Origin of the sequence: Rhizomicrobium sp., assembly GCA_037200385.1 — a bacterium.
In the GTDB taxonomy this organism is placed as follows: Bacteria; Pseudomonadota; Alphaproteobacteria; order Micropepsales; family Micropepsaceae; genus Rhizomicrobium.
On record JBBCGL010000001.1, the window covers coordinates 1,953,374 to 1,976,962 of the forward strand.

The window sequence follows — 23,589 nt, forward strand, 5'->3', positions numbered from 1 at the left end:
CCGCCACAGGCTGCGTGATAGTGGTTAACGGAGTGCGAACGGCACTCGGAAATAGTCAGTGTGCGATGCTTCTTTCGGTCCTCGACCAATCCCCCATCCGCAAGGACGGCACAGCCGCCGACGCCGTGGCGGAGACCATCGCACTTGCGAAGGCCTGCGACCGGCTGGGTTATCACCGCTACTGGCTGGCGGAGCACCACAACAGCAATTCCTTCGCGGGCTCTTGCCCGGAGATCCTGATCGGACGGGTGGCGCAGGAGACGACGCGGCTGCGGGTCGGCTCCGGAGGCGTGATGCTGACGCATTACAGCCCGCTCAAGGTGGCGGAGCAGTTCCGCATGCTCGATGTGCTGAACCCGGGACGCATCGATCTGGGCCTCGGGCGCGCGCCGGGCACCGACCAGATGACGGCGCGGGCGCTGCAGGCGGGTCCGCAAGCCTGGCCGATCGATGCCTTCCCGAGCCAGGTGCAGTTGCTGCGGCAATTCCTCGACGATTCGTCGGGCCGCGCGCCCTTGGCCGAGGATCATCCCTATCGCGGCATCCATGCGATGCCGCGCGCGGACACCCCCGGCCCCGAATTGTGGATGCTGGGCTCCGGCATCCATGGCGCCGTGTATGCGGCGGAGCTCGGGCTGCCGTTCAGCCATGCCTATTTCATCTCCAATGAGGGCAGCGAGGACGCGGTCGCCGAATACCGCGCGCGCTTCAAGCCCAGCGCCGCCTGCCCGGAGCCGCGCGTCTCGCTGGGCGTCGCGGCCCTGGTCGGCGAGACGGAGGACGAGGCGCGGCGGCTCGCGGCGTCGCGCAATCTGTGGGTCGTGCGGCTGCTGAGCGGGCGGCCGATCCCGTTTCCCTCGCCCGAGGAGGCGCTGGCCCAGCCGCTGTCGGCGCAGGAGGAGAAGCTGCTGGCGACGGTGGCGAAGCGCTCCATCGTCGGCACCAAGGATGTGGTGCAGGACAAGCTGAGCGAACTGGCACGGGCGCATGGCGCCGACGAGCTCGTCGTCCTCACCATCACCTACGACTACGCATCGCGGCTGCGCTCCTATGAGCTGCTGGCCGAGGCGTTCGGATTGGTGGCTGCGGCCTAACCCGGCGTCAGCAGGCCGATCATCGCGCCGCTGAGGCCGCTGGCCATCGTGCCGGAGACGATGGCGCGCATCGCGAGCGGCACGATCTCGTCGCGGCGGTTCGGGATCAGCGTGCCGAAGCCGGCGATCAGGATGCCGACGCTGGCGAAATTGGCGAAGCCGCACATCGCATAGACCATGATCTGCGTGGCGCGCGGGTCCAGCGTGTTGGCCGGCAGGGCCGCGAGCTGCGAATAGGCGATAAACTCGTTGAGGATGGTCTTGACGCCCAAAAGGCTGCCGGCCTGCACCGCCTCGTTCCCCGGCACGCCGTAGAGCCAGACCAGGGGCGCGAACACCCAGCCCAGGATGCGCTGCAGGGTCAGCGGCGCGCCGGCGACGGCGGGGACATGGCCGAGGATGGAATTGACGATCGCGACCAGCGCGGTGGTGACGATCAGCATCGCCACGATCTGCAGATAGATCCTGAGGCCGTCCTCGGTGCCGCGCGCCATCGCATCCATGGTGGAGTGGTATTTGTGCTCTTCATCGACCTGGCTGACGTCGGTCACCGCGTCGCCCGGCACCATGATGCAAGCGACGACGATCGCTGCCGGCAAGGACATCATCGAAGCGACCAGGATGTGGCCGAGCGCGCCGGGCAGGACCTTCTCCAGCATGTTGGCGTAGACCACGAACACGGTGCCGGCGACGACGGAAAGGCCGGTGGTCATCAGGATGAAAAGCTCGGTGCGGGTGATGCGCGGCAGGTAGGGCCGCACCACGAGAGAACCCTCGATATTGCCGAGGAAGACGGTGGCCGCCGAGCCGAGGCCGACCGCGCCGCCGATGCCCAGCGTGTGGCGCAGCACGAACGCCATGGCGCCGACGATCAGCGGCAGGATGCGCCAATACCACAGGATCGCCGACAGCGCGGAGATGATGATCACCAGCGGCAGGATGCCGAAGGCGAAGGTCGTCAGGCTGCGCGGATCGACGACGCTGGCCGGAAAGGGCGATGGGCCGCCGCCGACGAAGCCGTAGACGAAGCCCGTCCCCGCCCGGGTCGCCTCGGTCAGGACGGTCACCACGCCGTTGAGGCCGAACAGGGCGTCGCGCGCCAGCGGCACCTTGAGCAGCAGCAGCGCGATGCCCGCCTGCAGCGCGATGCCGACGATCGCGATCCGCCAGGGAAAGAGGCGCCGGTTCTCCGAGAACAGCCAAGCGGCCAGAAGGATGACGAATATGCCCAACGCCGACTGCAATTGCGACATGAAAGGCTGAAGCTGCGCCATGAATCCCCCCAAAGCGCTGCCAGCTTACGCGAAACCGTGGGCAGAGGAAGCGGCGCCGTGGTAGAAGGCCGGTCGCAAGGGGTTTTCATGTCGCCGATCGAGATCATCGCGGCCGTCCTGGGCGTGGCCAATGTCGCGCTGCTGGTCCGGCGCAGCATCTGGAACTATCCGTTCGGGATCGCAATGGTGGTCCTCTACGGCGTCGTGTTCTTTCAGGCCAAGCTTTATTCCGATGCGGCACTGCAGGTGTTCTTCTTGGCGGTGCAGATTTATGGCTGGTGGAACTGGCTGCGCGCCCGCGGCGCGGACGGGCTGGCGCGGGTCGAACTCATGAGTAACAGCGCGCGGCTGATCGCCCTGGCGGTGATCGCAGTCGCGACCGTAGGCGAGGGCTGGTACCTGGCGCGCTACACCCCGGACGCCGCGCCCTGGATGGACGCCAACACCACGGCGGTGAGCGTGGTGGCGCAGTATCTTCTGTCGGTGCGCAAGCTCGAGAACTGGGTCCTGTGGATCGCGACGGATGTGGTGCAGATCGGGCTCTATTATTGGAAGGGGCTTTATCCGACGACGGCGCTTTATGCCGTGTTCCTGGTGCTCTCGGTGATCGGGTTCATCGAATGGCGGCGGCAGCTGGACGGCGCGAGCAGGCTCGCGGCGGCGGCATGACGCGCGGCTTCCTGCTCGGCAAGTTCATGCCACCGCATCTGGGCCACGTCGCGCTGTGCGATTTCGCGCGCGCCTATTGCGACGAGCTGACCGTGCTGGTCTGCACACGGCCCTCGGAGCCGATCGACGGCACGGCGCGCTTTGCCTGGATGCGCGAGCTGTGCCCCGGCGCGCGGGTGGTGCATTACGACCGGGAGGTGCCGCAGGAGCCGTCGGAGCATCCCGACTTCTGGGACATCTGGCGCGGCATCGCGCGGGCGGCGCATCCGGAAGCCATCGATTTCGTCTTCGCGTCCGAAGAATATGGCGCGCGGCTGGCGCATGAACTGCGGGCCGATTTCGTGCCGTTCGACCCCAAGCGGCTGACCCTGCCGGTGTCGGCGACGCAGGTGCGCGACGATCCGTTCGCCGCCTGGCGTTTCCTGCCGCCGCCGGTGCGGGCGCACTACGTCAAGACGGTGTGCCTGCACGGTCCCGAGAGCACCGGCAAAAGCACGCTGTCGGCGGCGCTGGCGGCACATTTCGATACGGTGGCGGCGCCGGAATACGGCCGGACCTATTGCGAGGTGTTCGGCAGCGAATGCGACGAAGACGATCTTCGCGCCATCGTGCGCGGCCATGTGGCGCAGGATTTCGCGGCGCGGCGCGAGGCGAACAAGCTGTTGGTCCTCGACACCGACGCGGTGGAGACGGCGGTGTGGGCCGACATGCTGCTGGGTCGGCGGCCGGCCGATCTCGACAGCGTGGCGCGGACCGCCGACCTCTACCTTCTGTGCGACATCGACGTGCCATGGACCTTCGACGGGACGCGCTACAGCCATCTGGCGGCGATGGAAGAGCGCAAACGCTTCTTCGCGCTGTGCCGCGACGAATTGGAGAGGCGTCGCCTGCCCTATGTGCTGGTCTCCGGGCCGCATGAGACGCGGCTCAAGACCGCCGTGGACGCGATCACGGCACGCTTTCCGGAGGTGGCGACGCCATGAGCGAAAGGCCCGGCGAAATCCGCGCCCTCGCGGGGGCGCGCGCCATCCCGCCGCTGATCCTGGTGCTCTATCATTTCTGCGAGGGGCACGGCTATCGCGACTTCAAGCCGTTCGACCTGGTGGTCGGGCACGGCTATCTGTGGGTCGAGTTCTTCTTCGCGCTGTCGGGATTCATCCTGACCTATGTCTACGGGGCGCGCGTCCGGGACTTCTGGCGCGGCCGGACCTACAAGGAATTCCTCATCGCGCGGCTCGCGCGGCTCTACCCGCTGCACCTGGCGATGCTGCTGCTGATGCTCGTCCTGATGCTCGTCATCGACGGCGTCGCGCATGCGACGGGCGGGCATTCGATCTTCGAGCTGCCCTATCACCCCATCCTGACCTGGCCAAGCTTCGTCGCGAACCTCTTCCTGGTGCAGGCGTGGAACATCTTTCCCTACCTGACCTGGAACGGCGCGAGCTGGTTCGTAAGCGTGGAGTTCCTGCTCTGCCTGCTGTTTCCCGCCTATCTCGTGCTGGCGCAGCGCGGCTGGCTGAGCGCCATCGGGTTGGTCGCAGCCGGCGTCGCCGGGCTGGCCTGGCTCTCCTTCACCGGCAAGCACGGCCTCGACATCACCTTCCACAACGGCATCTTCCGCGGGATGAGCGCCTTCGCCGCCGGCGTCGGGATGAGCGTGCTGCACGGCAAGACGAAAGCCGCCGGCGACGCCCTGCCCGAAACGGTGCTCTCGCTGCTGCAGCTCGGTGTGCTGGTCTGGCTGGGTTACGGCCTGTTCGACAATGGCTGGTCGCACACCGCACGCGACATCTACACCGTGCTGCCGATGTTCGCGCTGGTCTATGCGCTCAGCTTCGACCGCGGCTTCCTGGCGCGGTTCTTTCAGACCGGCGTACTGCGGCGGCTGGGCGAATGGTCCTATGCGATCTATATCGGCCAGACGATCTTCCTGCAGCTGATCCGCGTCGCCGAGAGCTTCTATCCGGCGGACGCCACGCCGATCTTCGGGATGCGCTTCGCCGACCTCATCTGGTGGCCGGAGCCCTTCGCCCTGCTGGCGGTCTGCATCGCCTGGGGTTGGTTCCTCAGCACCTATGGCGAGATCCCGGCAAACCGCGCACTGCGGCGCTTTTTCGCGCCCAAACCCGCCACGGCTTGACCCCGAAACGGGGCTGCGCCATCACTCTGCCCCTGCCATTCCACCCTCTTTCCAACGGAGTTTTCGCCATGACCATCGAGTTCAAGGGCAAGGTCGCCATCGTCACCGGCGCCGGCGGCGGGCTGGGCCGCGCACACGCGCTCGACCTGGCCAAGCGCGGCGCCAAGGTCGTGGTCAACGACCTGGGCGGCTCGGTCGACGGCACGGGCGGCAACTCCGCCGCGGCGGAAGCCGTGGTGAAGGAGATCACGGATGCCGGCGGCGAGGCGATCGCCAATGGCGCGTCGGTCAGCGACGACGCGGGCGTCGCCCATCTCGTCGCCCAGGTGATGGACAAGTGGGGCCGGGTCGACATCCTGGTCGCCAATGCCGGCATCCTGCGCGACAAGTCCTTCGCCAAGATGGAGATGAAGGATTTCGACGCGGTGATGGCCGTGCACCTGATGGGCACGGTCAAGCCCTGCAAGGCGCTGTGGGAGATCTTCAAGAAGCAGCAATATGGCCGCATCGTCGTGACGACCTCGTCGACCGGCCTGTACGGCAATTTCGGCCAGACCAATTACGGCGCGGCGAAGCTCTCGCTGATCGGCTTCATGAACACGCTGAAGCTCGAAGGCGCCAAGGACAACATCAAGGTCAACGCGATCTGCCCGGTCGCCGGCACGCGCATGACCGAAGGCCTGATGCCGCCGAACATCCTCGCCATGCTCAAGCCGGAATATGTCACGCCGGCGGTGGTGTACCTGGTGAGCGAGGACGCGCCGACCGGCACGATCCTGACGGCGGCAGCGGGCGTGTTCGCGGCGGCGCAGATCGTGGAGACCGACGGCGTCAATCTCGGCCATGCCGCGACGGCCGACGACGTGGCGGCGAACATCGCCAAGATCACGGACTTCAAGGACGCGAAGCACTACAACCAGGGCGGCGAGCAGAGCCAGAAGTTCTTCGCGCGGGTGCAGGACACGCCGGCGGTGGGATAGACGCTGCGCCGCCCCCTCCGTCTCGGCGCTGCGCGCCGAGCCACCTCCCCCGTAACCACGGGGGAGGAAAGGAAGCGGTTCAGCCCTCTTTTTTTCCGATCCATTTCCTGAACAAGGCGCGGAGCCGCGGGGCGGGCCGCGCCTTTTGTTCTTCGTCGAAGCGCAGGCCCGCTTCGGCGACCTCGTCGCCGTCCAGCGCGCGCACCGTCAGGATGCAATTGCCGAGCGGCAGGCGATCGCCGATCTCGGGTGCCTGGTCGAAGCGCTCGGCGAACAGCCCGGCGATGGTCTGCTTGCCGTCGAGTCCCGCGAGACTGAGATCGTACATCGCCGACAGCATCGCCAGCGGCGCCGAGCCGTGGAGCGCGAACTCGCAATCGCAATCATCGGCCGCGCCCGCCTCGGCCAGGGGGGCGAACAAGCTGTCGAGCCGCGCGACGCGCAGGGCCGACGCCAGAAGATAAGCGTAGTCGCCGCTCTTCAGCTTGCCCGCTTCGGACGGCTCCAGGATCTGGCGATTGCGCACGACCAGCGCGGTGCGCGCCCAGCGCGGCATCGCCGCCACGTTGAGCACGCGGCTGTCGGGCAGGATGGGGTAGCCCACCAGTTCGACATCGGTCTGGCCGGGGAGATCGATCTCGATCCGCTGCACCGCGGCGGTGCGGCGCGGCAGGACCTGGCGCAGGCGGCCCGCCACGGCTTTCGTGGTCCAGCCCTGCAGGAGCAGCGACACCAGCACGACGAAGAAGGCGGTGTCGAAATAGAGCTCGGCATGCGGCAGATGCGCCAGGGTCGGCACGGCCGCGAGGAAGATGCTGACCGCGCCGCGCAGGCCGACCCAGCTCACGAAGGTCTTCTCGCGCCAATCGAAGCCGAAGGGCTGCAAGCTCGCCCAGGTCGCGACGGGCCGCGCGACGAAGATGAGGAACAGCGAAAGGCCCAATGCGGGAAGCGCGATGCCGACCAGGCGGTGCGGCGCCGCCAGCAGGCCGAGCATGAGGAACATCACGATCTGCGCCAGCCACATCACCGCGTCGTTCAGCGACAGGATGCCGGCATAGGCCCGCACCGGACGGTTGCCGACGACCAGCCCCGCGATATAGGCGGCAAAGAAGCCGGAGCCGCCCGCCGTCGCCGCGAGCGCGAAGATCAGCACCGCTCCGGCGATGGCGAGCAGCGGATGCAGTCCGCTCGGCAGCTTGGCCCGGTTGAGCAGCTCGACCAGCGCGAAGCCGCCGCCCAAGCCGATGGCGGCACCGATCCCGGCCTGCTGGAGCAGCGATCCGGCAATGGCGAGAGCGCCCATCCCGCCCGGCGCGGCGATGAAGGCGATGGTCGTCATGGTCAGGAACACCGCGACCGGATCGTTGGTGCCGGATTCCAGCTCGAGGATCGCGCCGGCGCGGCGGCGCAATTGCACGCCGCCGGCCCGCAACAGGAAGAAGACGGCGGCCGCATCGGTCGACGCCACCACGGCGCCGAGGAGGAAGCTCTGGGCCGGGCCCAGACGGAGGAGATAGGCCGCGGCGACCGCCGTCAGCGCCGCGGTGACGAGCACGCCGAAGGTCGCCAGCACCAGCGCCGGCGCGAGCAGGCCGCGAAACGCCGCCAGCCGGGTGCGCAAACCGCCATCGAACAGGATGACGCTCAGCGCCAGGGATCCGATCAGATTGGCGAGATGGTAATCGGAGAAGTGGAGCCCGCCCGGGCCATCCTCGCCCGCGAGCATGCCGACGCCGAGGAAGACCAGCAGCATGGGCGCACCGAAGCGCGTCGCGATCAGGCTCGACAGGATGCCCGCGATGATCAGCGCGGCGCCGAGCAGCAGGACGGTGTTGGCGGTTTCCAAGGCTTCCATCCGTTCGAGATAGGACAGACGGCGGCGCAATTCCAGTCGCGCCGCCTTGTCGCGTGCGATATCGGATGAAACACTGGCGACGAAGATGGACGCCAAGTCATGATCACCGGCATCGACCACATCGCGATCGAAGTGAAGGACTTCGAAGCCGCGCTACGCGGCTATCAGGCGGTCTTCGGCGTCGTGCCGAACTGGCGCGGGCGCCTGGACGGCGTGCAACATGCCTGGTTCCAGTTCTCCAACATGGCGCTGGATGTCATCGGCGCCGACGGCGAAAGCGAAGCTGCCGATGCCGTCCGCGCCGAAATCGCACGGTTCGGGGAGGGTATCTGGGGACTGGGCTTTGCGGTGCCGGACCTCGAGGGCGCGCGGCGGCTTTTCGAACGGCGCGGACTCGCGTTCGTGCCGTCGCATGTCGCGCGCTCCGTCGCGGATGACGGACGCGTGCGCGAATGGCGGATCGCCGTGCTGCGGCGCAACTCCGCGCACGGCCTGGCGCAATTCCTGGTCGAGAGCGGCGCCGAGCGCTGGCCGGCCGCCGCGCCGCAGTTCGGCGCGGCCTCCGTCACGGCGCTCGATCACGTCGTGATCGCCACCACCGATCCGGAGCGTGCGGTGGCCTATTATGGCGGCCGGCTCGGACTCGACCTGCGGCTCGACCGCACGAATGAGGAATGGGGCGCGCGCCAGCTGTTCTTCCGCTGCGGCGACGCGGTCGTCGAGATCGGCGCGAGCCTGAAGGCGCCGGCGAGCGGTGCGAGAGACCGCTTCGGCGGCCTCGCCTGGCGGGTGCGCGATCCGGACGGCGCGCGGGCACGCATCGCGGCGGCCGGCCTCGACGTGTCGGAGGTGCGGAGCGGGCGCAAGCCGGGAACGAAGGTCTTCACGGTGCGCAGCGGCACCGGCGGCGTACCGACCCTGATGCTGTCGGGCAACGATTAGAGCCTGTCGCGATCGGCCGATTCGCTCGCACTGACGGCGCCGCCTCAAAGCCGCTCTTCTTCGCGCGGCGATGCCGTGATAAAAATCGCCTCCGAGCGGTGGAGACGCAGATGTTCAAGCTGGGCGTATTCCTGGAGTATTTGGGTGGCGGCATCCTGGCATTGCTTCTGCTCTCGACGATCGGCTTGCTCCTGACGGGCGGATCGTTCGAACACGTCAAGGAGCCGGACCGGACGATGATGTCCGTCTCGGTCTTCCTGGGCCCGGCGCTCCTGTTCGCGGGCTGGGCCATGAAGAAGGCGTCCCTTACCGAACCGCCAAGGCAAAAGGACTGAGGCAAATCAGCCCCGCTTGAGGCGTCCGCCCGCGACGCTCAGCAGGACCAGCGAGACGAAGAAGGTCAGGTGGTACCAGAGCGGAAACTGGTGCCAGATCATCGTGACGTGGTAGTAGCCCCAGAAGAGCAGCAATAGCACGCCGGCGATCAGCGGCGCACGCGAACGCTCACCGCTCGCCAGTGCGGCGATGAAGCCCGCCGCCAGCGTCCCCAGGAAGCTGATGGCGAGACGCTCCGCCTGCGCGGCGGTCGTCGCGTGCGCGAGCAGTGCGGCATTCAGCGCCGGGTCGGCCGCCCGGATCGCGAAACTGATGCCCAGCACGACGACGAACCAGGCCGCGATGCCCAGCACGACGCCCAAAATCCTGCGAACCATGTCATTCCCCCTCCACGCGGTGTTCGCGGCGCCCAAACGGGGGCTCGCGCTCCGGTAAAGGCAGCGTGGCACGGCGCGCAGGCCGGTTGAAGGCCGCACCCACCCTATCTGGAGAGCGATGCGCCGGGGACAAGGATTGGATGCATTCGATTTTCGCATGGCTCGCATTCGGTGCAATGCAGCATGCCCGCTATTGTGGACTCCCCAACGCGCCCCATTTCCCGGTCATGGCCAGGCGAGACGGTCTCGCCGGCCGATAATGGAGTGGGTCATGCGTGACGAAAGCTATACCGACAGTTTCGGCGCCAAGGTGCTGATGTTCGCGATGATCGCAGGCGCGGCGCTGCTGTTCCTGGAGGCGACCTGGTCGCCGGTGATCCAGGGCGGCGAGAAGCATGCCACGGTGCAGACCGTGACCATGCCGCCGGCGCCCCAGCGGCTCGCACGCAACTAGGCGGCGCATTCCTCGAGCTTCACGTCGTGGCCCCAGAGCCGTTCGACGTGGGCGAGGACGAGCTCCTTGGTCTGATTGTGCAGGGGGATGCCGCGATGCATCGTGTGGGACAGATACAAAGTTCGGTTGCCTTTGAGGTCGGCGCCGGTGACCTGGATGTTCGGGTCGGCGGCGCCGACGTCGTATTGCCGCGCCAGCATGGCGCGCACCGCGCGGTAGCCCTTCTCGTCATGGATCGCTGACACCTTATAGGCGCCCGCATCCGCCTTGTCGTAGAGCGCGAAGAGCCGGAAGTCGCGCATCAGCTTTGGCGAGAGGAACTGCTCGATGAAGCTCTCGTCGCGATAATTCGCCCAGGCGTCCTTCAGCGTGCCCATCCAGTCGCCCTTGCCCGCGAAGTCCGGGAACCAGTCGCGGTCTTCCGGGGTCGGCGTCTCGCAGATGCGGCGGATGTCCGCCATCATGCCGTAGCCCAGCGCATAGGGATTGAAGCCGCTGTAGCGGCGATCCGAGAATTCCGGCTGGAACACCACCGAGGTGTGGCTGTGCATGAACTCCAGCCACGAGCCTTCGGTGATCTGGCCGCGATCGTACAGCGTGTTCATGATCGTGTAGTGCACGAAGGTGGCGCAGCCCTCGTTCATCACCTTGAGCTGGCGCTGCGGATAGAAATACTGCGCCAGGTTGCGCACGATGCGCAGCGTCTCGCGCTGCCACGGTCGCAGGCCCGGCGAATTCTTCTCGAGGAAGTAGAGAAGGTTCTCTTCGGGCAGCTTGGCATCGCCGCCGTATTCGTCCTCGGGGTCCGGCGTCGGCGGCGCTGCCGGCGGCTCGATGCCGGCGGGCAGGGTGCGCCAGAGCTCGCTATAGGCCTCTTCTTCGTATTCGGCGCGGCGGCGGCGCTTTTCCTGGATGCGTTCGCGCGACGCGCGGGGCGGGCGGCGATAGCGGAACACGCCCTGGTCCATCAGGGCATGGGCGGAGTCGAGCACCGCCTCGACCTCGTCGCGGCCATAGCGCTCCTCGCAGGCGGCGATGTAGCGCTTGGCGAAGGCGAGATAGTCCATGATCCCCTCGGCATTGGTCCATTGCCGGAAGAGGTAGTTGTTCTTGAAGAAGTGGTTGTGGCCGAACGCGGCATGCGCCATCACCAGCGCCTGCATGGTCATGCTGTTCTCCTCCAGCAGGTAGGAGATGCACGGGCTGGAGTTGATGACCACCTCATAGGCCAGCGCGCTGTAGCCGGCGCGGTACATCGCCTCCTCGCGCGCGAACATCTTGCCGAACGACCAGTGATTGTACATCAGCGGCATGGCGATGGAGGAATAGGCGTCGAGCATCTGCTCGGACGAGATGATCTCGATCTGATTGGGATAGACGTCGAGCTTGAGGTCGTTCAGCGCGATGTCCTCGATCGCACGGTAGGTGCGGTCGATGGTGGGAAAGTCCCATTCGGATTCTTCAAACAGAAGGCGGCTCATGCGGTTTCTCCGCCGTCATCCTTCGAGGCTCGCTGCGCTCGCACCTCAGGATGACGATTACAACTGCTGGCGCCTGTTTTCGCGTCGCGGGTGCGTTCTCTCAAAAGCGCGTCACCCTGAGGTGGCCGCGAAGCGGCCCTCGAAGGGCGACGCGCGGCCGGGCGCCTGGCCAGATCGGGCAGCGCGTTCCAATCGCGCCGGATCAGCGCTTCCTTCTTTTCGCGCCGCCAGCCCTTGATTCGGCGCTCCGCCGCATGCGCCTGCATGAGGTCTTCGTATCGCTCAGACCAAACAAGCGTCACCGGTCGGCGCTTCGACGTGTAACCCTCGAAGCGACCGTCATCATGCTCGCCGACGCGCACGTCGATCTCGTCATAGGACGTCGAACCGACATAGTAGCTGTCGTCGGAGCAGCGCAGCATGTAGCACCGGCCGCCCATCAACGGCCCTGCGTGCTTCGAGGCACCGCTTCGCGGTGCACCTCAGCATGACGAGAGCGGTGGTTGGGGGCAAGCAATGCCATCATGCCTCCGCCTTCTTGAACAGTTCGCGGAACACCGGGAAGATGTCGGCCGGCTTGGCGATGCGCTTGGTCGCGAAATTCTCCCATTCCTCGGCCACGGTGCGATAGGCGCGCCAGAGCTCGGCGCCGGATTCCTCGCTCGCGAAGACCTCCATCTCGCGCTCGTCGAGGATCTCGATATAGGCATAGTACTGGCACAGCGGCATGATCATCTGGTTCAGCAGGTCGACGCAGTGGCGCGCGTCGCCGGACTGGGTGTAGCCGTCGGAGGCCTGGGCGGCGTAGATGTTCCAGTCGGCCGAAGTGTAGCGCTCCTTCTGGATCTCCAGCATCTTGTCCAGCGCGGTCGAGACGATGGTGCCGCCCGATTGGCGCGAATAGAAGAACTCGTGCTCGTCCACCTCCTGCGCGTCATGGGTGTGGCGGATGAAGACGACGTCGACCTTCTTGTAGCGCCGCCGCAGGAAGAGGTGCAGCAGCATGTAGAAGCGCTTGGCGAGATCCTTCTCGCGCTCGCCCATCGAGCCGGACACGTCCATCAGGCAGAACATCACCGCCTGGCTGGTCGGCACGGGCTGTTCGGTGAAGGCATTGAAGCGCACGTCGATCGGATCGATGAAGCCGACCCATTTGCGCCGCGCATTCGCCTGGGCAAGGCGCGCCTTCACGTCGGAGATCCGGGCGGGCTCGACCGGCGTCTCGCGCTCGGCGGCCTCGAGCTCGGCCTCCAGCGCGACGATGTCGTCGGTGGTGGGGCGGCGGAGCGCGAGGCGGCGGCCGAAGGAGTTGCGCATGGTGCGCACCAGGTTGATCTGGGTCGGCGAGCCGGCGGTCGTGATTCCGGCGCGCTTCCAGAGCTTGTTCGGCGTCTCCTTGAGCGTGGTGCGGACCAGGTTCGGCAGTTCGAGGTCCTCGAAGAAGATGTCGAGCACCTCGTCCTGCGTCATGGTGAATTCGAAATCGTCGTCGCCTTCGCCGGAATCGGCAGCGTCCTTGCCGCCCTGGCCGCCGCCGGATTTCGGCTTGTCGATGGCGTCGCCGGGCGTGAACTCGCGGTTGCCGGGCAGCACGAAGTCGCGCTCGCCCGAGGCGCGCGGATCGAGCCGGAAGCGCGGCTCCTTGGTGCCCTTGGTCGAGATCCGGATCTTGCGATCCTTGTCGAGGTCGGCGACGCCCGAATCCTTGAGCGATTTCTGCACCGCCTCGCGAATCTGGGTGCGGGCGCGGCGCAGGAAGCGCTGCCGGTTCGCGAGGCTCTTGCCCTTGGGATTGAGGCGGCGGTCGACGAAGTGGGTCATGTCAGCACCGCTGTCATTCCCGGCCGAGCAATGCGCAAGCATTGCGAGGGGAAGCGAACCCAGGTGGAGAGACCGGACCCGGTCTTCCCACCTGGGTCCCCTTCCCTCGCCGCTTCGCGGCTCGCCGGGGATGGCATCGGAGTCACCCCGCCTTGTTGACGCGCATGTACCACTCGACCAGCCGGCGCACCTGGCGCGGGGTATAGCCGCGGGACAGCATGCGCTTGATGAACTCGTTGTGCTTGTTCGCCGTGTCGTTGTCCTTCTTGGATTCGAAGCTGATCACCGGCAGCAGGTCCTCGACCTGGGTGAACATGCGCTTCTCGATCACCGAGCGGATCTTCTCATAGGCCGTCCAGGCCGGATTCCGGCCGTCGTTCTGGGCACGGTAGCGGAGCGCGAACTTCACCACCTCGTTGCGGAAATCCTTCGGATTGGCGATGCCGGCCGGCTTCTCGATCTTGCTGAGCTCGTTGTCGAGCGACTCGCGGTTCAGCAGCTGGCCGGTGTCGGCGTCCTTGAAATCCTGGTCCTCGATCCAGGCGTCGGCATAGGCGATGTAGCGATCGAACAGGTTCTGGCCGTATTCGCCATAGGATTCCAGATAGGCCTTCTGGATCTCCTTGCCGATGAACTCGGCGTAACGCGGCGCGAGGTCGGCCTTGATAAATTCGAGATAGCGCTTCTCGGTCTCGTCCGGCATCTGCTCCCGCTTGATCGCCTGCTCCAGCACGTACATCAGATGCACCGGATCGGCCGCGACCTCGGAGTGGTCGTAGTTGAAGGTCTCCGACAGCGTCTTGTAGGCGAAGCGGGTCGAGATGCCGGTCATGCCCTCGTCGACGCCGGCCATGTCCTTGTATTCCTGCAGCGTCTTGGCCTTCGGATCGGTGTCCTTCAGCTTCTCGCCGTCATAGACCCGCATCTTGGAGGTGATGTTGGAGTTCTCATGCTCCTTCAACCGGGTCGCGACGCAGAATTTGGCGAGCATCTCCAGCGTCTCGGGCGCGGTATGCGCGCTGACGAGATTGGAGCCCACCAGCAGCTTGCGGTAGATCGCGGTCTCCTCCGTCACGCGCAGGCAATAGGGCACCGTGACGACGCAGATGCGGTCGAGGAACGCCTCGTTGTTGCGGTTGTTCTTGAAGACGGTCCATTCCGCCTCGTTCGAATGGGCGAGGATCGTGCCGTTGAAGGGAATCGGGCCGAGCGTCTCGGTGCCGGTGTAGTTGCCTTCCTGCGTCGCGGTCAGCAGCGGATGCAGGACCTTGATCGGCGCCTTGAACATCTCGACGAATTCGAGAAGCCCCTGGTTCGCCAGGCACAGGCCGCCAGAGAAGGAATAGGCGTCGGGATCGTTCTGGCTGAAATGCTCGAGCTTGCGGATGTCGACCTTGCCGACCAGCGCCGAGATGTCCTGGTTGTTGTCGTCGCCCGGCTCGGTCTTGGCGATGGCGTATTGGCGCAGCTTCGAGGGATAGATCTTGGCGACCTCGAATTTCGAGATGTCGCCGCCGAACTCGTCCAGCCGCTTCACCGCCCAGGGGCTCATGATGCCGCCGACGCGGTGGCGCTCGATGCCGTAGCGTTCGGCCAGCAGGTTGCCGAGCTCGGCCGAGCGGAAGAGACCCAGCGGACTCTCGAACACCGGACTGATCCGCTCGCCGGCCTTGAGGACGTAGATGGGATGCGTCTCCATCAGGTCCTTGAGCCGCTCGGCGAGTGAGGACTTGCCGCCGCCCACAGGGCCCAGGAGATAGAGTATCTGCCGCTTCTCCTCGAGACCCTGCGCCGCGTGCTTGAAGTAGCCGACGATGCGCTCGATGGTGTCTTCCATCCCGAAGAAGCCTTCGAAAGCCTTGTAGGTCTTGATCGTGCGGTTCGAGAACAGCCGGGCGAGGCGCGGATCCTGTGCCGTGTCGACCAGCTCGGCCTCGCCGATCGCGGCGACCATGCGTTCGGGCGGCGTGGCATAGAGCATCTTGTCGTCGCGGGCGGCGAGCAGCCAGTCCCGCAGGGACATGGTCTCGAACCGCTCCCGCGCGTAATCGCGGGTAAAGATGTCAAAGACGTCGAGCGAACTCATGACTCTGACTCCTGCTGTTCGCCGCTAGCGGCGATGATGTCCGATCCTGGAAAATTCCCCGTCTGCCGCGTCCCACTCTCGTAATCGCACCTTGTTAAAGCTGACGGGAACCATTGGTTCCCTCGCAGCCCACGTGCCAAACCTTCGCCCGCGCGACTCTCGCGCGACCGTCCGTCCCGGCGTTTCCTGTCATCTGTTTTCGCAGCTCGCATGCTAACCCCTTCGAAGGAAAGCTCGGCTGATCGTTGATTCGAGCATACGCCGCTTCGCACGCTTCGCAAATGCTTACTGCGCGACATTGTTACCGGCCGCGAATTCGCCATGATTTCCCGGCTGTCCGTGTTGCGCCCGCAACAACCATCCGTTCATGAAGATGAACGAAGACGCTTCGTTCATCTTACGAATCCGCTTGCCGGTTCGATTTTGTTGGGCGAAGCTTCGCGCATGGATGAGCTCGCCCTTTCGGTACGAGTGGCGCGTCCCAAGGACGCGGCGGACGTTGCACGCGTCTATATCGACAGTTGGCACGATACCTATCCCGCGGTTTTGTCGCGCGCGATGCTGTGCGCGATGACGCCGGCGGGGCAGACCGCGCGCTGGCAGGCGGCGATCCGGGCGCAGAAGCGCGAGACCGTGCTGGTGGCGGAGGATGCGAAGGCGGGCATCGTCGCGATGTCGAGCCTTGGCCCGTCGCGCGACCGCACGCTCGGCTATGACGGCGAGGTCTACACGCTCTACGTCGATCCGAACCATTTCGGGCGTGGCGCGGGGCGCACGCTGCTGCAGGGCGGCTTCGCCGTGCTGCGGGCGCGCGGCTTCTCCTCCTGCGTGATCTGGGCGCATGCGAAGAACAATGCGCGTTTCTTCTACGAGTCGATGGGCGGGCGCAGCGTGGCCGAGCGTACGGAGCGCATGATGGGCGACATGGTGCCCGAGGTCGCGTTCGGCTGGAAGACGCTGGCGCTGGCCGAGCGCAGCCACGCGCGATGACCAAGGCACCGGTCGCGAAGAACGCGATCGTCCTTCTGCTGGACAGCCTCAACCGGCACATGGTCGGCGCTTATGGCGGACGGGAGTTCGCCACCCCCAATCTCGACCGGTTGGCACAGCGCTCGTTGCGGTTCACAAAGCACTACGCGGCCTCGCTGCCCTGCATGCCGGCGCGGCACGACATCCTGTGCGGCGCATGGGATTTCCTGTGGCGGCCCTGGGGCTCGGTCGAGCTGTGGGAAGACGCGATCACCTATCCGCTGCGCAAGGCGGGCGTGGTCAGCCAGCTGATCAGCGATCACCCGCACCTGTTCGAGACCGGCGGCGAGAACTACCACGTCGACTTCACCGCCTGGGATTATCAGCGCGGCCATGAAGGCGACGCGTGGAAGACCAAGGCCGATCCGAGCTGGGCCGGCGCGCCGCATATCGGCCTGCAGCGCGACATGCCCTATGACAAGTCGCGCGGCTATTTCCGCGGCGAGGCGGACTTTCCCGGGCCGCGCACCATGCGGGCGGCGGCGGACTGGCTGGCCGACAATGCCGGGGCGCATGAGCGGTTCTTCCTGTTCGTCGACGAGTTCGATCCGCATGAGCCGTTCGACACGCCGGACGATTACATCAAGCGCTACGATCCCGACTGGGACGGGCCGCCGCTGATCTGGCCGCCCTATGGCGTGGGCCTCGTCAGGCGCGGCGTGATGACGGCGCGCGAGGGGCAGCAGATTCGCGCCCGCTATGGCGCCAAGCTCACCATGATCGACCGCTGGCTCGGCAAGGTGCTGGACCAGATCGATGCCAAGGGGCTGTGGGACGACACGCTTGTCGTCCTCTGCACCGACCACGGCCATTATCTCGGCGAGAAGGATGTCTGGGGCAAGCCGGGCGTGCCGATCTACGAGACGCTGGGACACATCCCGCTGATGATCGCGGCGCCGGGCGTCGCGCCGGGGACCAACGACGCGCTGACCACCAGCGTCGACATCTTCGCGACGCTGGCCGCGCTGTTCGGCGTCGGCGACCGGGTGCGGCAGCGGACGCATGGCCGCTCGCTGCTGCCGCTGCTCTCGGGCGAGAAGACGGCGGTGCGCGACTGGCTGCTGGCGGGCGTGTGGGGCCGCGAGGTGCATTATATCGACGGGCGGCACAAATATGCCCGGGCGCCGGTGGCCGCGAACCGGCCGCTGGGCACCTGGTCCAATCGCTGGTCGACCATGCCGACGCACGTCCTCAGCCGCGAGCAGGAGATGCCGCTGCCGGATGCGCGGGCGCGGCTGGACCGGATGCCGGGCAGCAAGGTGCCGGTGATCCGCCAGACCTGGGACGAGAGCGACGCGGTGCCGTTCTGGGCGGCGGCGCGGTTCTCCGGCCATCATCTCTACGATCTGGCGCAGGATCCGGGCGAGGAGAACAATCTCGCGGGCGGCGGGCTGGAGAAGGATCTTGCGGCGATGCTGCGCGAGGCGCTGAAGACGGTCGAGGCGCCGGAGGAACAGTTCGCCCGGCTGGGGCTGGCCTGAGGCCCGGCCGTCAGAAGCCGAGCGCCGTCAGATGCGGCGCGATCTCGGCGAGCGCCCGTTCCGGCGTCAGCTGCCACTTCGCCAAGCCGTCATAATAAAGCTGGTTGATCAAATAGCGCAGGAAGGTCCAGTAGGACCGCCGCTTCAGGTCCCGGTCTTCCGCGAAGAGATCGTAGTGCGCGAACAGCGTGTCGACGGACTCCTCGCCCAGCCGCCAGAACCAGCCGAAGTCGATCGCGGCGTCGCCAAAGGATGCGTCGGAGAAATCGATGATGCCGGCCAGCCGGCCGCCGGCGACCAGGATATGGTCGTCGCTGAGGTCGTCATGGATCAGGCGCGGGACGCCGGGCGCGATCTGGGCAAACGCGTCGTGGAAAGCATCGAAGCGGGCCAGCGTCCTCGCATCGGCAAACCGCGCGATCTTCGCCCGGCGCCGGCCGCGATAAAGCGCGGCGAACTGCGCCCCGCTCCAGGCCGGCGGGATGTCGCCATCGGGCTGCGCGATGGTTGCGGGCGGCAACCTGTGGAGCGCCGACAGGAAGACGCCCATCGCGACGAGGATCGCGCGGCCTTCCGCCGGCGTCAGCGCACGGAAGATCTCGGGCGTCAGGCGATCACCCCGTATCATCCGGTAGGCGCCGAAGCTGCGGTCCGGCGCGACATGCTCATAGGCCGGCACGGGCACCGCCGTCGCAGCGCGGACGCGTTCGAGCAGGTTCAGCTCCGCCGCGAAGCGGGCGCGGTATTCGTCGTTGCGCGGGAAACGCACGATCCAGCCCTCGTCCAGCACCACCACCCGGTTGTCGTCGCCCTCATCGATGAGGCGCGACTGCGTGAAGCCGAGCGCAGGAAAGGTTTCGCGGATGCGCGCGAGGAGAAGCTCCGGGGCTGCGTCAGAGGTCACGGGGGCGCACGAAATCCTTCAGCACCCCCTGCCCCTGGCCGACGTCGCGCCAGCGCGCCACGTCGAAATCGAGCACGGCGAGCGCCGCGGTCGGAAATTTCTCCTCGATCAGGTCGAAGCGGTCGCGCTCCTTGCGCTTGACCGGCTCGCGCGCGAGGAAGGTGGCGATCTGCTCCAGGCCCGGATTGTGCCCGACGACCATCAGCGTCTTCGTCTTGTCCAGTGCCAGGCGGACGATCGACAGGATCAGCTCCGGCTCGGCGAGATAGAGCGGCTCCAGATAATCGACGCGGCGCGTGCCGTTGAATTCGTCGGTCGCGAGCTCGACGGTCTCCATGGTGCGGCGGGCCGGCGAGGCGACGATGGTGTCGGGCGTATAGCGCTGCTGCCGGATATAGGTGCCGAGCTTGGGCGCATCCTCACGGCCGCGCGCGGTCAGCTCGCGCTCGAAATCGTCGCTTCCGCCGCCGGGAACGGCCTTGGCGTGGCGCAGCAGCAGCAGCCGCTTCACGCGATTTGATACTTGGCGCGCGCCCCGCGTTCGATCGCGGCGGCGGTCAGCTTGTCGATGTCGAGGGCGCGGCGCAGCACGTCGAGCATCCGCACTTCCTCCAGCGCGATCCGGCGGTCGGCCAGCGCGACCTCGAGCGCCACCCAATAGGCGGTCTCGTGCAGCACGTCGGGCAGGCCTTCCTTCACCAGGCCGAGGATGGCGTCGATGCCGTCGGGTTCCTTGAGGATCTGGGCGCAATCCTGGCAGACCGCGAGCAGCCGGCTGTGGTCGAAGCCGGCGAACGAAGGCAGCGATTTGCTGAGCTCGCCGATGATCTTGAGCTCGCGCTCGCTCATGGAACCGTCGGCGGCGGACATGATCACCATCACGTAAACGAGCGCGGTGTGATGGCTGATGGTGTTCATATTATTCATGGTTGTCCTCGATGCGGCGCGACCTTATGAAACTTGACCCATCCTGCCAAGCGCCGCCATGGTTCGAGGCTCGCGATGCTCGCACCTCACCATGACGGCTTTGCGTCATCCTGAGGTGCCCGCGCAGGCGGCTCGAAGGATGACGGTCAGGTTATGGCAACGAACAAAAAGCCCGGAAAATGGCGCCCACGCACGCTCGCCGTGCGGGCCGGGACACAGCGCACCGCGTTCCAGGAGACCTCCGAAGCGCTCTTCCTGACGTCCGGCTATGCCTATGAGGCGCCCGAGGAGGCGGAGGCCCGCTTCAAGGGCGAGATCGACGGCTATCAATACAGCCGTTTCGGCAATCCCACCGTGACCATGTTCGAGCAGCGCATGGCGGCGCTCGAAGGCGCTCCGGTGGCACGCGCCACGGCCAGCGGCATGGCGGCGGTGACCGCGACATTCCTCAGCGGACTCAACGCCGGCGACCATGTCGTGGCGGCCAAGGCGATGTTCGGCTCCTGCCGCCATGTGGTGGAGGAGATCCTGCCGCGCTTCGGCATCGGCTTCACGCTGGTCGACGGCGGCGACGTCGATCAATGGGCCCAGGCGATGCGGCCCGAGACGAAAATGCTGTTCCTCGAGACCCCGTCCAATCCGACGCTGGCGATCGTGGACCTGAAAGCCGTGGCGCAGATCGCGCATCGCGGCGGCGCGCGCCTGGTGGTGGACAATGCCTTCGCGACACCCTGCCTGCAGCGGCCCTTCGAGTTCGGCGCCGACATCGTGGTGCACTCCTCGACCAAGTATATCGACGGCCAGGGCCGCGCCCTGGGCGGCGTGATCCTGTGCCAGGAGGATTTCCTCAAGGACCACCTGCAGAGCTTCATCCGCAACACCGGGCCGTCGATCAGCCCGTTCAACGCCTGGATCCATCTCAAGAGCCTGGAGACGCTCGACCTCAGGATGCGGGCGCATTCCGACGCGGCGGCGCAGGTCGCCGACTTCCTGGCGAAGCAGACGCGCGTGACGCGGGTGCTCTATCCCTTCCGGCCCGACCATCCGCAGCACAACCTGGCGCGGGCGCAGATGGAGTGCGGCGGCGGCGTGGTGGCCTTCGAGGTCGAGGGCGGCAAGACCGCCGCGTTCAAGATGGGCAACGCGCTCAAGATCATCGATATCTCCAACAATCTCGGCGACGCCAAGAGCCTGATCACCCACCCCGAGACCACGACGCACCAGAAGCTGAAGCCGGAGGCGCGTGCCGAGCTGGGCGTGACCTCGGGCCTGCTGCGGCTGTCGGTCGGGCTCGAGGATCCGGCCGATCTCTGCGAAGACCTGGCGCAGGCGCTGAACGCGGCATAGAACCCAGCGGGTAGCAGACCTTTCAACTCCCCGCGAGGGGGAGGTGAAAAGCGTTTTGCGTTCGAATCCGCTTGGCATCGAAGCCGGGCCGCGGCAATTCTTCGCCATGACCTCTTCCGACTTCGAGCACCCGCTCACGCGGGCCATCGCCATCTTCCTGGGGCAGATCGGACTCGATATCCGTGCCGGCGCGGTGCCGGACGAGACCGCGCTGCCGGGCATCGACATCGACCATGGCGTCCTCGTCGTCGACGAGGCGCGGCTGGCCTATCCCGGCGACCTGCTGCATGAGGCCGGGCATCTCGCAGTCGCCGCGCCCGACCAGCGCGCGAGCTTCCATCATGACGTCGGCAATGACGGCGGCGAGGAGATGGGGGCGATCGCCTGGTCCTATGCCGCGGCACTGCATCTGGAGATCGACCCGGCGCTCGTCTTCCATGCAGCCGGCTATCGCGGCGGCGGCGCATCGATCCTGGAGAATTTCGCGGCGGGCAAGTATTTCGGCGTGCCGTACCTGGCCTGGTGCGGGATGACGAACCACACGGGACGGGCGGCGCGCGCCGACATGGCGCCGTTTCCCGCGATGCAGAAATGGCTGCGGGATGCATAGCTTTCATGCGCGCTTAGAGGCTCGACGCTGCGCACCGCATCTCGGCATGATGCGACCGAAGAATGCGTCGTCCTGAGGCCCCGGCCGAAGAGCGGGGGAAGCCGCGAAGGACGACGGCAAGGAGCCGCCCATGTCCGAACACCACGCGTCCGTCCGCTGGACCCGCAGCAGCGCCGACTTCACCTATGAGAGCTACAACCGCGCGCATGAGGTGCGGTTCAAGGGCGGCGCGATCATGCTGCCGGGCTCGGCTGCGCCGGCCTTCCGCGGCGACGCGGCGCGCGTCGATCCGGAGGAAGCGTTCGTCGCGGCGCTCAGCGCCTGTCACATGCTGAGCTTCCTCGCGATCTGCGCCCGCAAGCGGCTTGCGGTCGACGCTTACGAGGATGACGCGGTCGGTTTCCTGGAGAAGGGTTCCAACGGGAAACTGTGGATCGCGCGCGTGCGCCTTGCTCCCCGTGTCGCGTTCGCGGCGGGAACTTCGCCGGACATCGCGGTCCTGGCCGAGATTCATCACCGAAGCCATGAGGAATGTTTCATCGCGAACTCGGTTAAGACGGACGTGTCGGTGGCGCCACAGTGGTGATGCGACGTTAACGACAGCGCTTTCAGGGCCTTGCGCCGGGGATTTCGCCTTAAGATACTTTAGGCATGTACGAACGCTCCACCCGCAATATCCGTGTCGCCGTCCAACCGGCGTTTCTCGACGATCAATCCGATCCGGACGATCAGCGTTACCTCTGGTCCTACACGGTCACGATCGAGAACACGGGACCGGAGACGGTGCAGCTTCTGTCGCGCTATTGGCACATCACCGACGGCCACGGCCAGACCAAGGAAGTGCGCGGCCCGGGCGTGGTCGGGGCGCAGCCGGTGATCGCGCCGGGGCAGAAATTCCAGTACACCAGCGGTTGTCCGCTGCCCACCGCCTCCGGCTATATGAGCGGCAAGTACCAGATGCGCTCAAGCAGCGGCGAGGCCTTCGAGGCCGATATCCCGGCGTTTCTCCTCGAAAGCCCCCACGAACAGCGGCAGATCCACTAGGGTCTGGACTCAATATAAATATCTGCGTCATGGCCCGCGCGGGCATGACAGGGTCGCGGCGCGCGGGCATGACAGCCCGGGTCGGGCATGCCTACAATCGGGTCCCCTCAAGAGACCGAGCCATGTCCGAGTCCAAGACCCCTTTGCGCGACCGCCCGAGCCGGGAAGAAGCCGAGGCCGCCATCCGCACCATGCTGCGCTGGACCGGCGACGATCCGGACCGCGAGGGACTGAAGGAAACGCCGGCCCGCGTGGTGCGGGCCTTCGAGGACTGGTTCTCCGGCTACAGCGCCGATCCGGAAGAATATATGCGCCGGACCTTCGAGGAGGTCGAAGGCTACGACAACATGATCGTGCTGAAGGACATCCGCTTCGAGAGCCATTGCGAGCATCACCTGGCGCCGATCATCGGCAAGGCGCATGTCGGCTACCTGCCCAACAACAAGGTGGTGGGCATCTCCAAGCTGGCGCGGGTGGTCGAGGCCTATGCCCGGCGCCTGCAGGTGCAGGAGAAGATGAACGCCCAGATCGCCAACACCATCCAGCGCGTGCTCGAGCCCAAAGGGGTCGCGGTGGTGATCGAGGCGTCGCATCAATGCATGACGACGCGCGGGGTGCACAAGACCGGCGTGAGCATGGTGACCTCCACCATGCTGGGCGATTTCCGCAGCAACGAGATCACGCGGCGCGAATTCCTCGCGGTGATCGGCAATCCCACTTCGCGGATGAGCTGAC

Annotated in this window: 25 protein-coding genes; 15 read left to right on the forward strand and 10 right to left on the reverse strand. The window is 66.4% G+C overall.

Annotated elements, in window-relative coordinates; genetic code table 11:
• The first annotated feature begins 65 nt into the window (after nucleotides 1-65).
• Nucleotides 66-1,094: an LLM class flavin-dependent oxidoreductase gene (locus tag WDM91_09240; protein ID MEI9994765.1), complete on the forward strand. Its 1,029-nt coding sequence runs from the start codon at nucleotides 66-68 to the stop codon at nucleotides 1,092-1,094.
• On the opposite strand, the gene WDM91_09245 is transcribed toward WDM91_09240, so the two are convergent.
• Entirely contained in the window at nucleotides 1,091-2,368 is a 1,278-nt protein-coding gene (locus WDM91_09245) for a nucleoside transporter C-terminal domain-containing protein (protein MEI9994766.1), read from the reverse strand. The genes WDM91_09240 and WDM91_09245 overlap by 4 nt on opposite strands.
• An 87-nt stretch (nucleotides 2,369-2,455) precedes the next feature.
• Here WDM91_09245 and pnuC point away from each other — a divergent pair, with 87 nt between their 5' ends.
• The 4 genes from pnuC to WDM91_09265 all read left to right on the forward strand — a co-directional run bounded on the left by pnuC (nucleotide 2,456) and on the right by WDM91_09265 (nucleotide 6,157).
• Nucleotides 2,456-3,037: a nicotinamide riboside transporter PnuC gene (gene pnuC / locus WDM91_09250; GenBank protein MEI9994767.1), complete on the forward strand. Its 582-nt coding sequence runs from the start codon at nucleotides 2,456-2,458 to the stop codon at nucleotides 3,035-3,037.
• Nucleotides 2,989-4,020: an AAA family ATPase gene (locus WDM91_09255; protein ID MEI9994768.1), complete on the forward strand. Its 1,032-nt coding sequence runs from the start codon at nucleotides 2,989-2,991 to the stop codon at nucleotides 4,018-4,020. Before pnuC ends, WDM91_09255 begins: the two co-directional genes overlap by 49 nt.
• Nucleotides 4,017-5,177, forward strand: coding sequence for an acyltransferase (locus tag WDM91_09260; GenBank protein ID MEI9994769.1), 1,161 nt, complete (start codon nucleotides 4,017-4,019; stop codon nucleotides 5,175-5,177). The genes WDM91_09255 and WDM91_09260 overlap by 4 nt, the downstream gene beginning before the upstream one ends.
• A gap of 68 nt (nucleotides 5,178-5,245) precedes the next feature.
• Nucleotides 5,246-6,157: an SDR family NAD(P)-dependent oxidoreductase gene (locus WDM91_09265; protein MEI9994770.1), complete on the forward strand. Its 912-nt coding sequence runs from the start codon at nucleotides 5,246-5,248 to the stop codon at nucleotides 6,155-6,157.
• 79 nt (nucleotides 6,158-6,236) lie between these two features.
• Here the strand turns inward: WDM91_09265 and WDM91_09270 are convergent, their stop codons facing one another.
• The gene (locus WDM91_09270) at nucleotides 6,237-8,111 is read right to left on the reverse strand and encodes a potassium/proton antiporter (protein ID MEI9994771.1); all 1,875 of its coding nucleotides are present in this window, start codon (nucleotides 8,109-8,111) and stop codon (nucleotides 6,237-6,239) included.
• A 3-nt stretch (nucleotides 8,112-8,114) separates the two neighbouring features.
• Between WDM91_09270 and WDM91_09275 the strand changes: the two genes are divergently transcribed.
• Nucleotides 8,115-8,957: a VOC family protein gene (locus tag WDM91_09275; GenBank protein MEI9994772.1), complete on the forward strand. Its 843-nt coding sequence runs from the start codon at nucleotides 8,115-8,117 to the stop codon at nucleotides 8,955-8,957.
• A gap of 110 nt (nucleotides 8,958-9,067) precedes the next feature.
• On the forward strand, nucleotides 9,068-9,292 hold the full coding sequence (locus tag WDM91_09280; protein MEI9994773.1) for a hypothetical protein: 225 nt from the start codon (nucleotides 9,068-9,070) through the stop codon (nucleotides 9,290-9,292).
• A gap of 6 nt (nucleotides 9,293-9,298) precedes the next feature.
• Here WDM91_09280 and WDM91_09285 read toward each other — a convergent pair whose 3' ends face one another.
• Nucleotides 9,299-9,670: a hypothetical protein gene (locus WDM91_09285; GenBank protein ID MEI9994774.1), complete on the reverse strand. Its 372-nt coding sequence runs from the start codon at nucleotides 9,668-9,670 to the stop codon at nucleotides 9,299-9,301.
• A 271-nt stretch (nucleotides 9,671-9,941) separates the two neighbouring features.
• Here WDM91_09285 and WDM91_09290 point away from each other — a divergent pair, with 271 nt between their 5' ends.
• Nucleotides 9,942-10,124 (forward strand): hypothetical protein, encoded by a 183-nt coding sequence (locus WDM91_09290; GenBank protein MEI9994775.1) that lies wholly within the window; start codon nucleotides 9,942-9,944, stop codon nucleotides 10,122-10,124.
• Here the strand turns inward: WDM91_09290 and WDM91_09295 are convergent.
• The 4 genes from WDM91_09295 to WDM91_09310 all read right to left on the reverse strand — a co-directional run bounded on the left by WDM91_09295 (nucleotide 10,121) and on the right by WDM91_09310 (nucleotide 15,512).
• Nucleotides 10,121-11,605, reverse strand: coding sequence for a SpoVR family protein (locus WDM91_09295; protein ID MEI9994776.1), 1,485 nt, complete (start codon nucleotides 11,603-11,605; stop codon nucleotides 10,121-10,123). The genes WDM91_09290 and WDM91_09295 overlap by 4 nt on opposite strands.
• Nucleotides 11,602-12,027, reverse strand: coding sequence for a GIY-YIG nuclease family protein (locus WDM91_09300; protein ID MEI9994777.1), 426 nt, complete (start codon nucleotides 12,025-12,027; stop codon nucleotides 11,602-11,604). The genes WDM91_09295 and WDM91_09300 overlap by 4 nt, the downstream gene beginning before the upstream one ends.
• A gap of 100 nt (nucleotides 12,028-12,127) precedes the next feature.
• Nucleotides 12,128-13,426: a YeaH/YhbH family protein gene (locus tag WDM91_09305; GenBank protein ID MEI9994778.1), complete on the reverse strand. Its 1,299-nt coding sequence runs from the start codon at nucleotides 13,424-13,426 to the stop codon at nucleotides 12,128-12,130.
• Between the two features lie 142 nt (nucleotides 13,427-13,568).
• Nucleotides 13,569-15,512 (reverse strand): PrkA family serine protein kinase, encoded by a 1,944-nt coding sequence (locus tag WDM91_09310; protein MEI9994779.1) that lies wholly within the window; start codon nucleotides 15,510-15,512, stop codon nucleotides 13,569-13,571.
• 444 nt (nucleotides 15,513-15,956) lie between these two features.
• On the opposite strand from WDM91_09310, the gene WDM91_09315 reads away from it, so the two are divergent.
• Both WDM91_09315 and WDM91_09320 read left to right on the forward strand, forming a co-directional pair.
• Nucleotides 15,957-16,502, forward strand: coding sequence for a GNAT family N-acetyltransferase (locus tag WDM91_09315; GenBank protein ID MEI9994780.1), 546 nt, complete (start codon nucleotides 15,957-15,959; stop codon nucleotides 16,500-16,502).
• Complete coding sequence (locus WDM91_09320) at nucleotides 16,499-18,022, forward strand: sulfatase (GenBank protein ID MEI9994781.1); 1,524 nt, start codon at nucleotides 16,499-16,501, stop codon at nucleotides 18,020-18,022. Before WDM91_09315 ends, WDM91_09320 begins: the two co-directional genes overlap by 4 nt.
• 10 nt (nucleotides 18,023-18,032) lie before the next feature.
• Here the strand turns inward: WDM91_09320 and WDM91_09325 are convergent, their stop codons facing one another.
• The 3 genes from WDM91_09325 to WDM91_09335 are packed head-to-tail and all read right to left on the reverse strand — an operon-like array spanning nucleotide 18,033 to nucleotide 19,853.
• Nucleotides 18,033-18,926: a phosphotransferase gene (locus tag WDM91_09325; GenBank protein ID MEI9994782.1), complete on the reverse strand. Its 894-nt coding sequence runs from the start codon at nucleotides 18,924-18,926 to the stop codon at nucleotides 18,033-18,035.
• Entirely contained in the window at nucleotides 18,916-19,437 is a 522-nt protein-coding gene (locus WDM91_09330) for a histidine phosphatase family protein (protein MEI9994783.1), read from the reverse strand. The genes WDM91_09325 and WDM91_09330 overlap by 11 nt, the downstream gene beginning before the upstream one ends.
• The gene (locus WDM91_09335) at nucleotides 19,434-19,853 is read right to left on the reverse strand and encodes a tellurite resistance TerB family protein (GenBank protein MEI9994784.1); all 420 of its coding nucleotides are present in this window, start codon (nucleotides 19,851-19,853) and stop codon (nucleotides 19,434-19,436) included. Before WDM91_09335 ends, WDM91_09330 begins: the two co-directional genes overlap by 4 nt.
• 153 nt (nucleotides 19,854-20,006) lie before the next feature.
• On the opposite strand from WDM91_09335, the gene metZ reads away from it, so the two are divergent.
• From metZ to folE, 5 genes are all read left to right on the forward strand, one after another.
• A complete protein-coding gene (gene metZ / locus WDM91_09340) occupies nucleotides 20,007-21,200 on the forward strand; it encodes an O-succinylhomoserine sulfhydrylase (GenBank protein MEI9994785.1) in 1,194 nt (397 codons plus the stop codon).
• A 106-nt stretch (nucleotides 21,201-21,306) separates the two neighbouring features.
• Nucleotides 21,307-21,810, forward strand: a complete 504-nt coding sequence (locus WDM91_09345; GenBank protein ID MEI9994786.1) for a hypothetical protein — start codon at nucleotides 21,307-21,309, stop codon at nucleotides 21,808-21,810.
• A 130-nt stretch (nucleotides 21,811-21,940) separates the two neighbouring features.
• Nucleotides 21,941-22,396, forward strand: a complete 456-nt coding sequence (locus tag WDM91_09350) for an OsmC family protein (protein MEI9994787.1) — start codon at nucleotides 21,941-21,943, stop codon at nucleotides 22,394-22,396.
• Between the two features lie 65 nt (nucleotides 22,397-22,461).
• Entirely contained in the window at nucleotides 22,462-22,854 is a 393-nt protein-coding gene (apaG, locus tag WDM91_09355) for a Co2+/Mg2+ efflux protein ApaG (GenBank protein MEI9994788.1), read from the forward strand.
• 122 nt (nucleotides 22,855-22,976) lie between these two features.
• Entirely contained in the window at nucleotides 22,977-23,588 is a 612-nt protein-coding gene (gene folE / locus WDM91_09360) for a GTP cyclohydrolase I FolE (GenBank protein ID MEI9994789.1), read from the forward strand.
• The last annotated feature ends 1 nt before the right edge of the window (nucleotide 23,589 follow it).

What these genes read in the sequence shown, in the direction of transcription:
- WDM91_09285 (MEI9994774.1), bottom strand. Translation starts at nt 9,670, where the DNA reads ATGGTTCGCAGGATTTTGGGCGTCGTGCTGGGCATCGCGGCCTGGTTC.
- WDM91_09265 (MEI9994770.1), top strand. Translation starts at nt 5,246, where the DNA reads ATGACCATCGAGTTCAAGGGCAAGGTCGCCATCGTCACCGGCGCCGGC.
- WDM91_09315 (MEI9994780.1), top strand. Translation starts at nt 15,957, where the DNA reads ATGGATGAGCTCGCCCTTTCGGTACGAGTGGCGCGTCCCAAGGACGCG.
- WDM91_09335 (MEI9994784.1), bottom strand. Translation starts at nt 19,853, where the DNA reads ATGAATAATATGAACACCATCAGCCATCACACCGCGCTCGTTTACGTG.
- WDM91_09305 (MEI9994778.1), bottom strand. Translation starts at nt 13,426, where the DNA reads ATGACCCACTTCGTCGACCGCCGCCTCAATCCCAAGGGCAAGAGCCTC.
- WDM91_09280 (MEI9994773.1), top strand. Translation starts at nt 9,068, where the DNA reads ATGTTCAAGCTGGGCGTATTCCTGGAGTATTTGGGTGGCGGCATCCTG.
- WDM91_09310 (MEI9994779.1), bottom strand. Translation starts at nt 15,512, where the DNA reads ATGAGTTCGCTCGACGTCTTTGACATCTTTACCCGCGATTACGCGCGG.
- WDM91_09350 (MEI9994787.1), top strand. Translation starts at nt 21,941, where the DNA reads ATGTCCGAACACCACGCGTCCGTCCGCTGGACCCGCAGCAGCGCCGAC.
- WDM91_09300 (MEI9994777.1), bottom strand. Translation starts at nt 12,027, where the DNA reads ATGCTGCGCTGCTCCGACGACAGCTACTATGTCGGTTCGACGTCCTAT.
- WDM91_09295 (MEI9994776.1), bottom strand. Translation starts at nt 11,605, where the DNA reads ATGAGCCGCCTTCTGTTTGAAGAATCCGAATGGGACTTTCCCACCATC.
- WDM91_09275 (MEI9994772.1), top strand. Translation starts at nt 8,115, where the DNA reads ATGATCACCGGCATCGACCACATCGCGATCGAAGTGAAGGACTTCGAA.
- metZ (MEI9994785.1), top strand. Translation starts at nt 20,007, where the DNA reads ATGGCAACGAACAAAAAGCCCGGAAAATGGCGCCCACGCACGCTCGCC.
- folE (MEI9994789.1), top strand. Translation starts at nt 22,977, where the DNA reads ATGTCCGAGTCCAAGACCCCTTTGCGCGACCGCCCGAGCCGGGAAGAA.
- WDM91_09240 (MEI9994765.1), top strand. Translation starts at nt 66, where the DNA reads ATGCTTCTTTCGGTCCTCGACCAATCCCCCATCCGCAAGGACGGCACA.
- apaG (MEI9994788.1), top strand. Translation starts at nt 22,462, where the DNA reads ATGTACGAACGCTCCACCCGCAATATCCGTGTCGCCGTCCAACCGGCG.
- WDM91_09260 (MEI9994769.1), top strand. Translation starts at nt 4,017, where the DNA reads ATGAGCGAAAGGCCCGGCGAAATCCGCGCCCTCGCGGGGGCGCGCGCC.
- pnuC (MEI9994767.1), top strand. Translation starts at nt 2,456, where the DNA reads ATGTCGCCGATCGAGATCATCGCGGCCGTCCTGGGCGTGGCCAATGTC.
- WDM91_09320 (MEI9994781.1), top strand. Translation starts at nt 16,499, where the DNA reads ATGACCAAGGCACCGGTCGCGAAGAACGCGATCGTCCTTCTGCTGGAC.
- WDM91_09345 (MEI9994786.1), top strand. Translation starts at nt 21,307, where the DNA reads ATGACCTCTTCCGACTTCGAGCACCCGCTCACGCGGGCCATCGCCATC.
- WDM91_09255 (MEI9994768.1), top strand. Translation starts at nt 2,989, where the DNA reads ATGGCGGCGGCAGCTGGACGGCGCGAGCAGGCTCGCGGCGGCGGCATG.
- WDM91_09290 (MEI9994775.1), top strand. Translation starts at nt 9,942, where the DNA reads ATGCGTGACGAAAGCTATACCGACAGTTTCGGCGCCAAGGTGCTGATG.
- WDM91_09245 (MEI9994766.1), bottom strand. Translation starts at nt 2,368, where the DNA reads ATGGCGCAGCTTCAGCCTTTCATGTCGCAATTGCAGTCGGCGTTGGGC.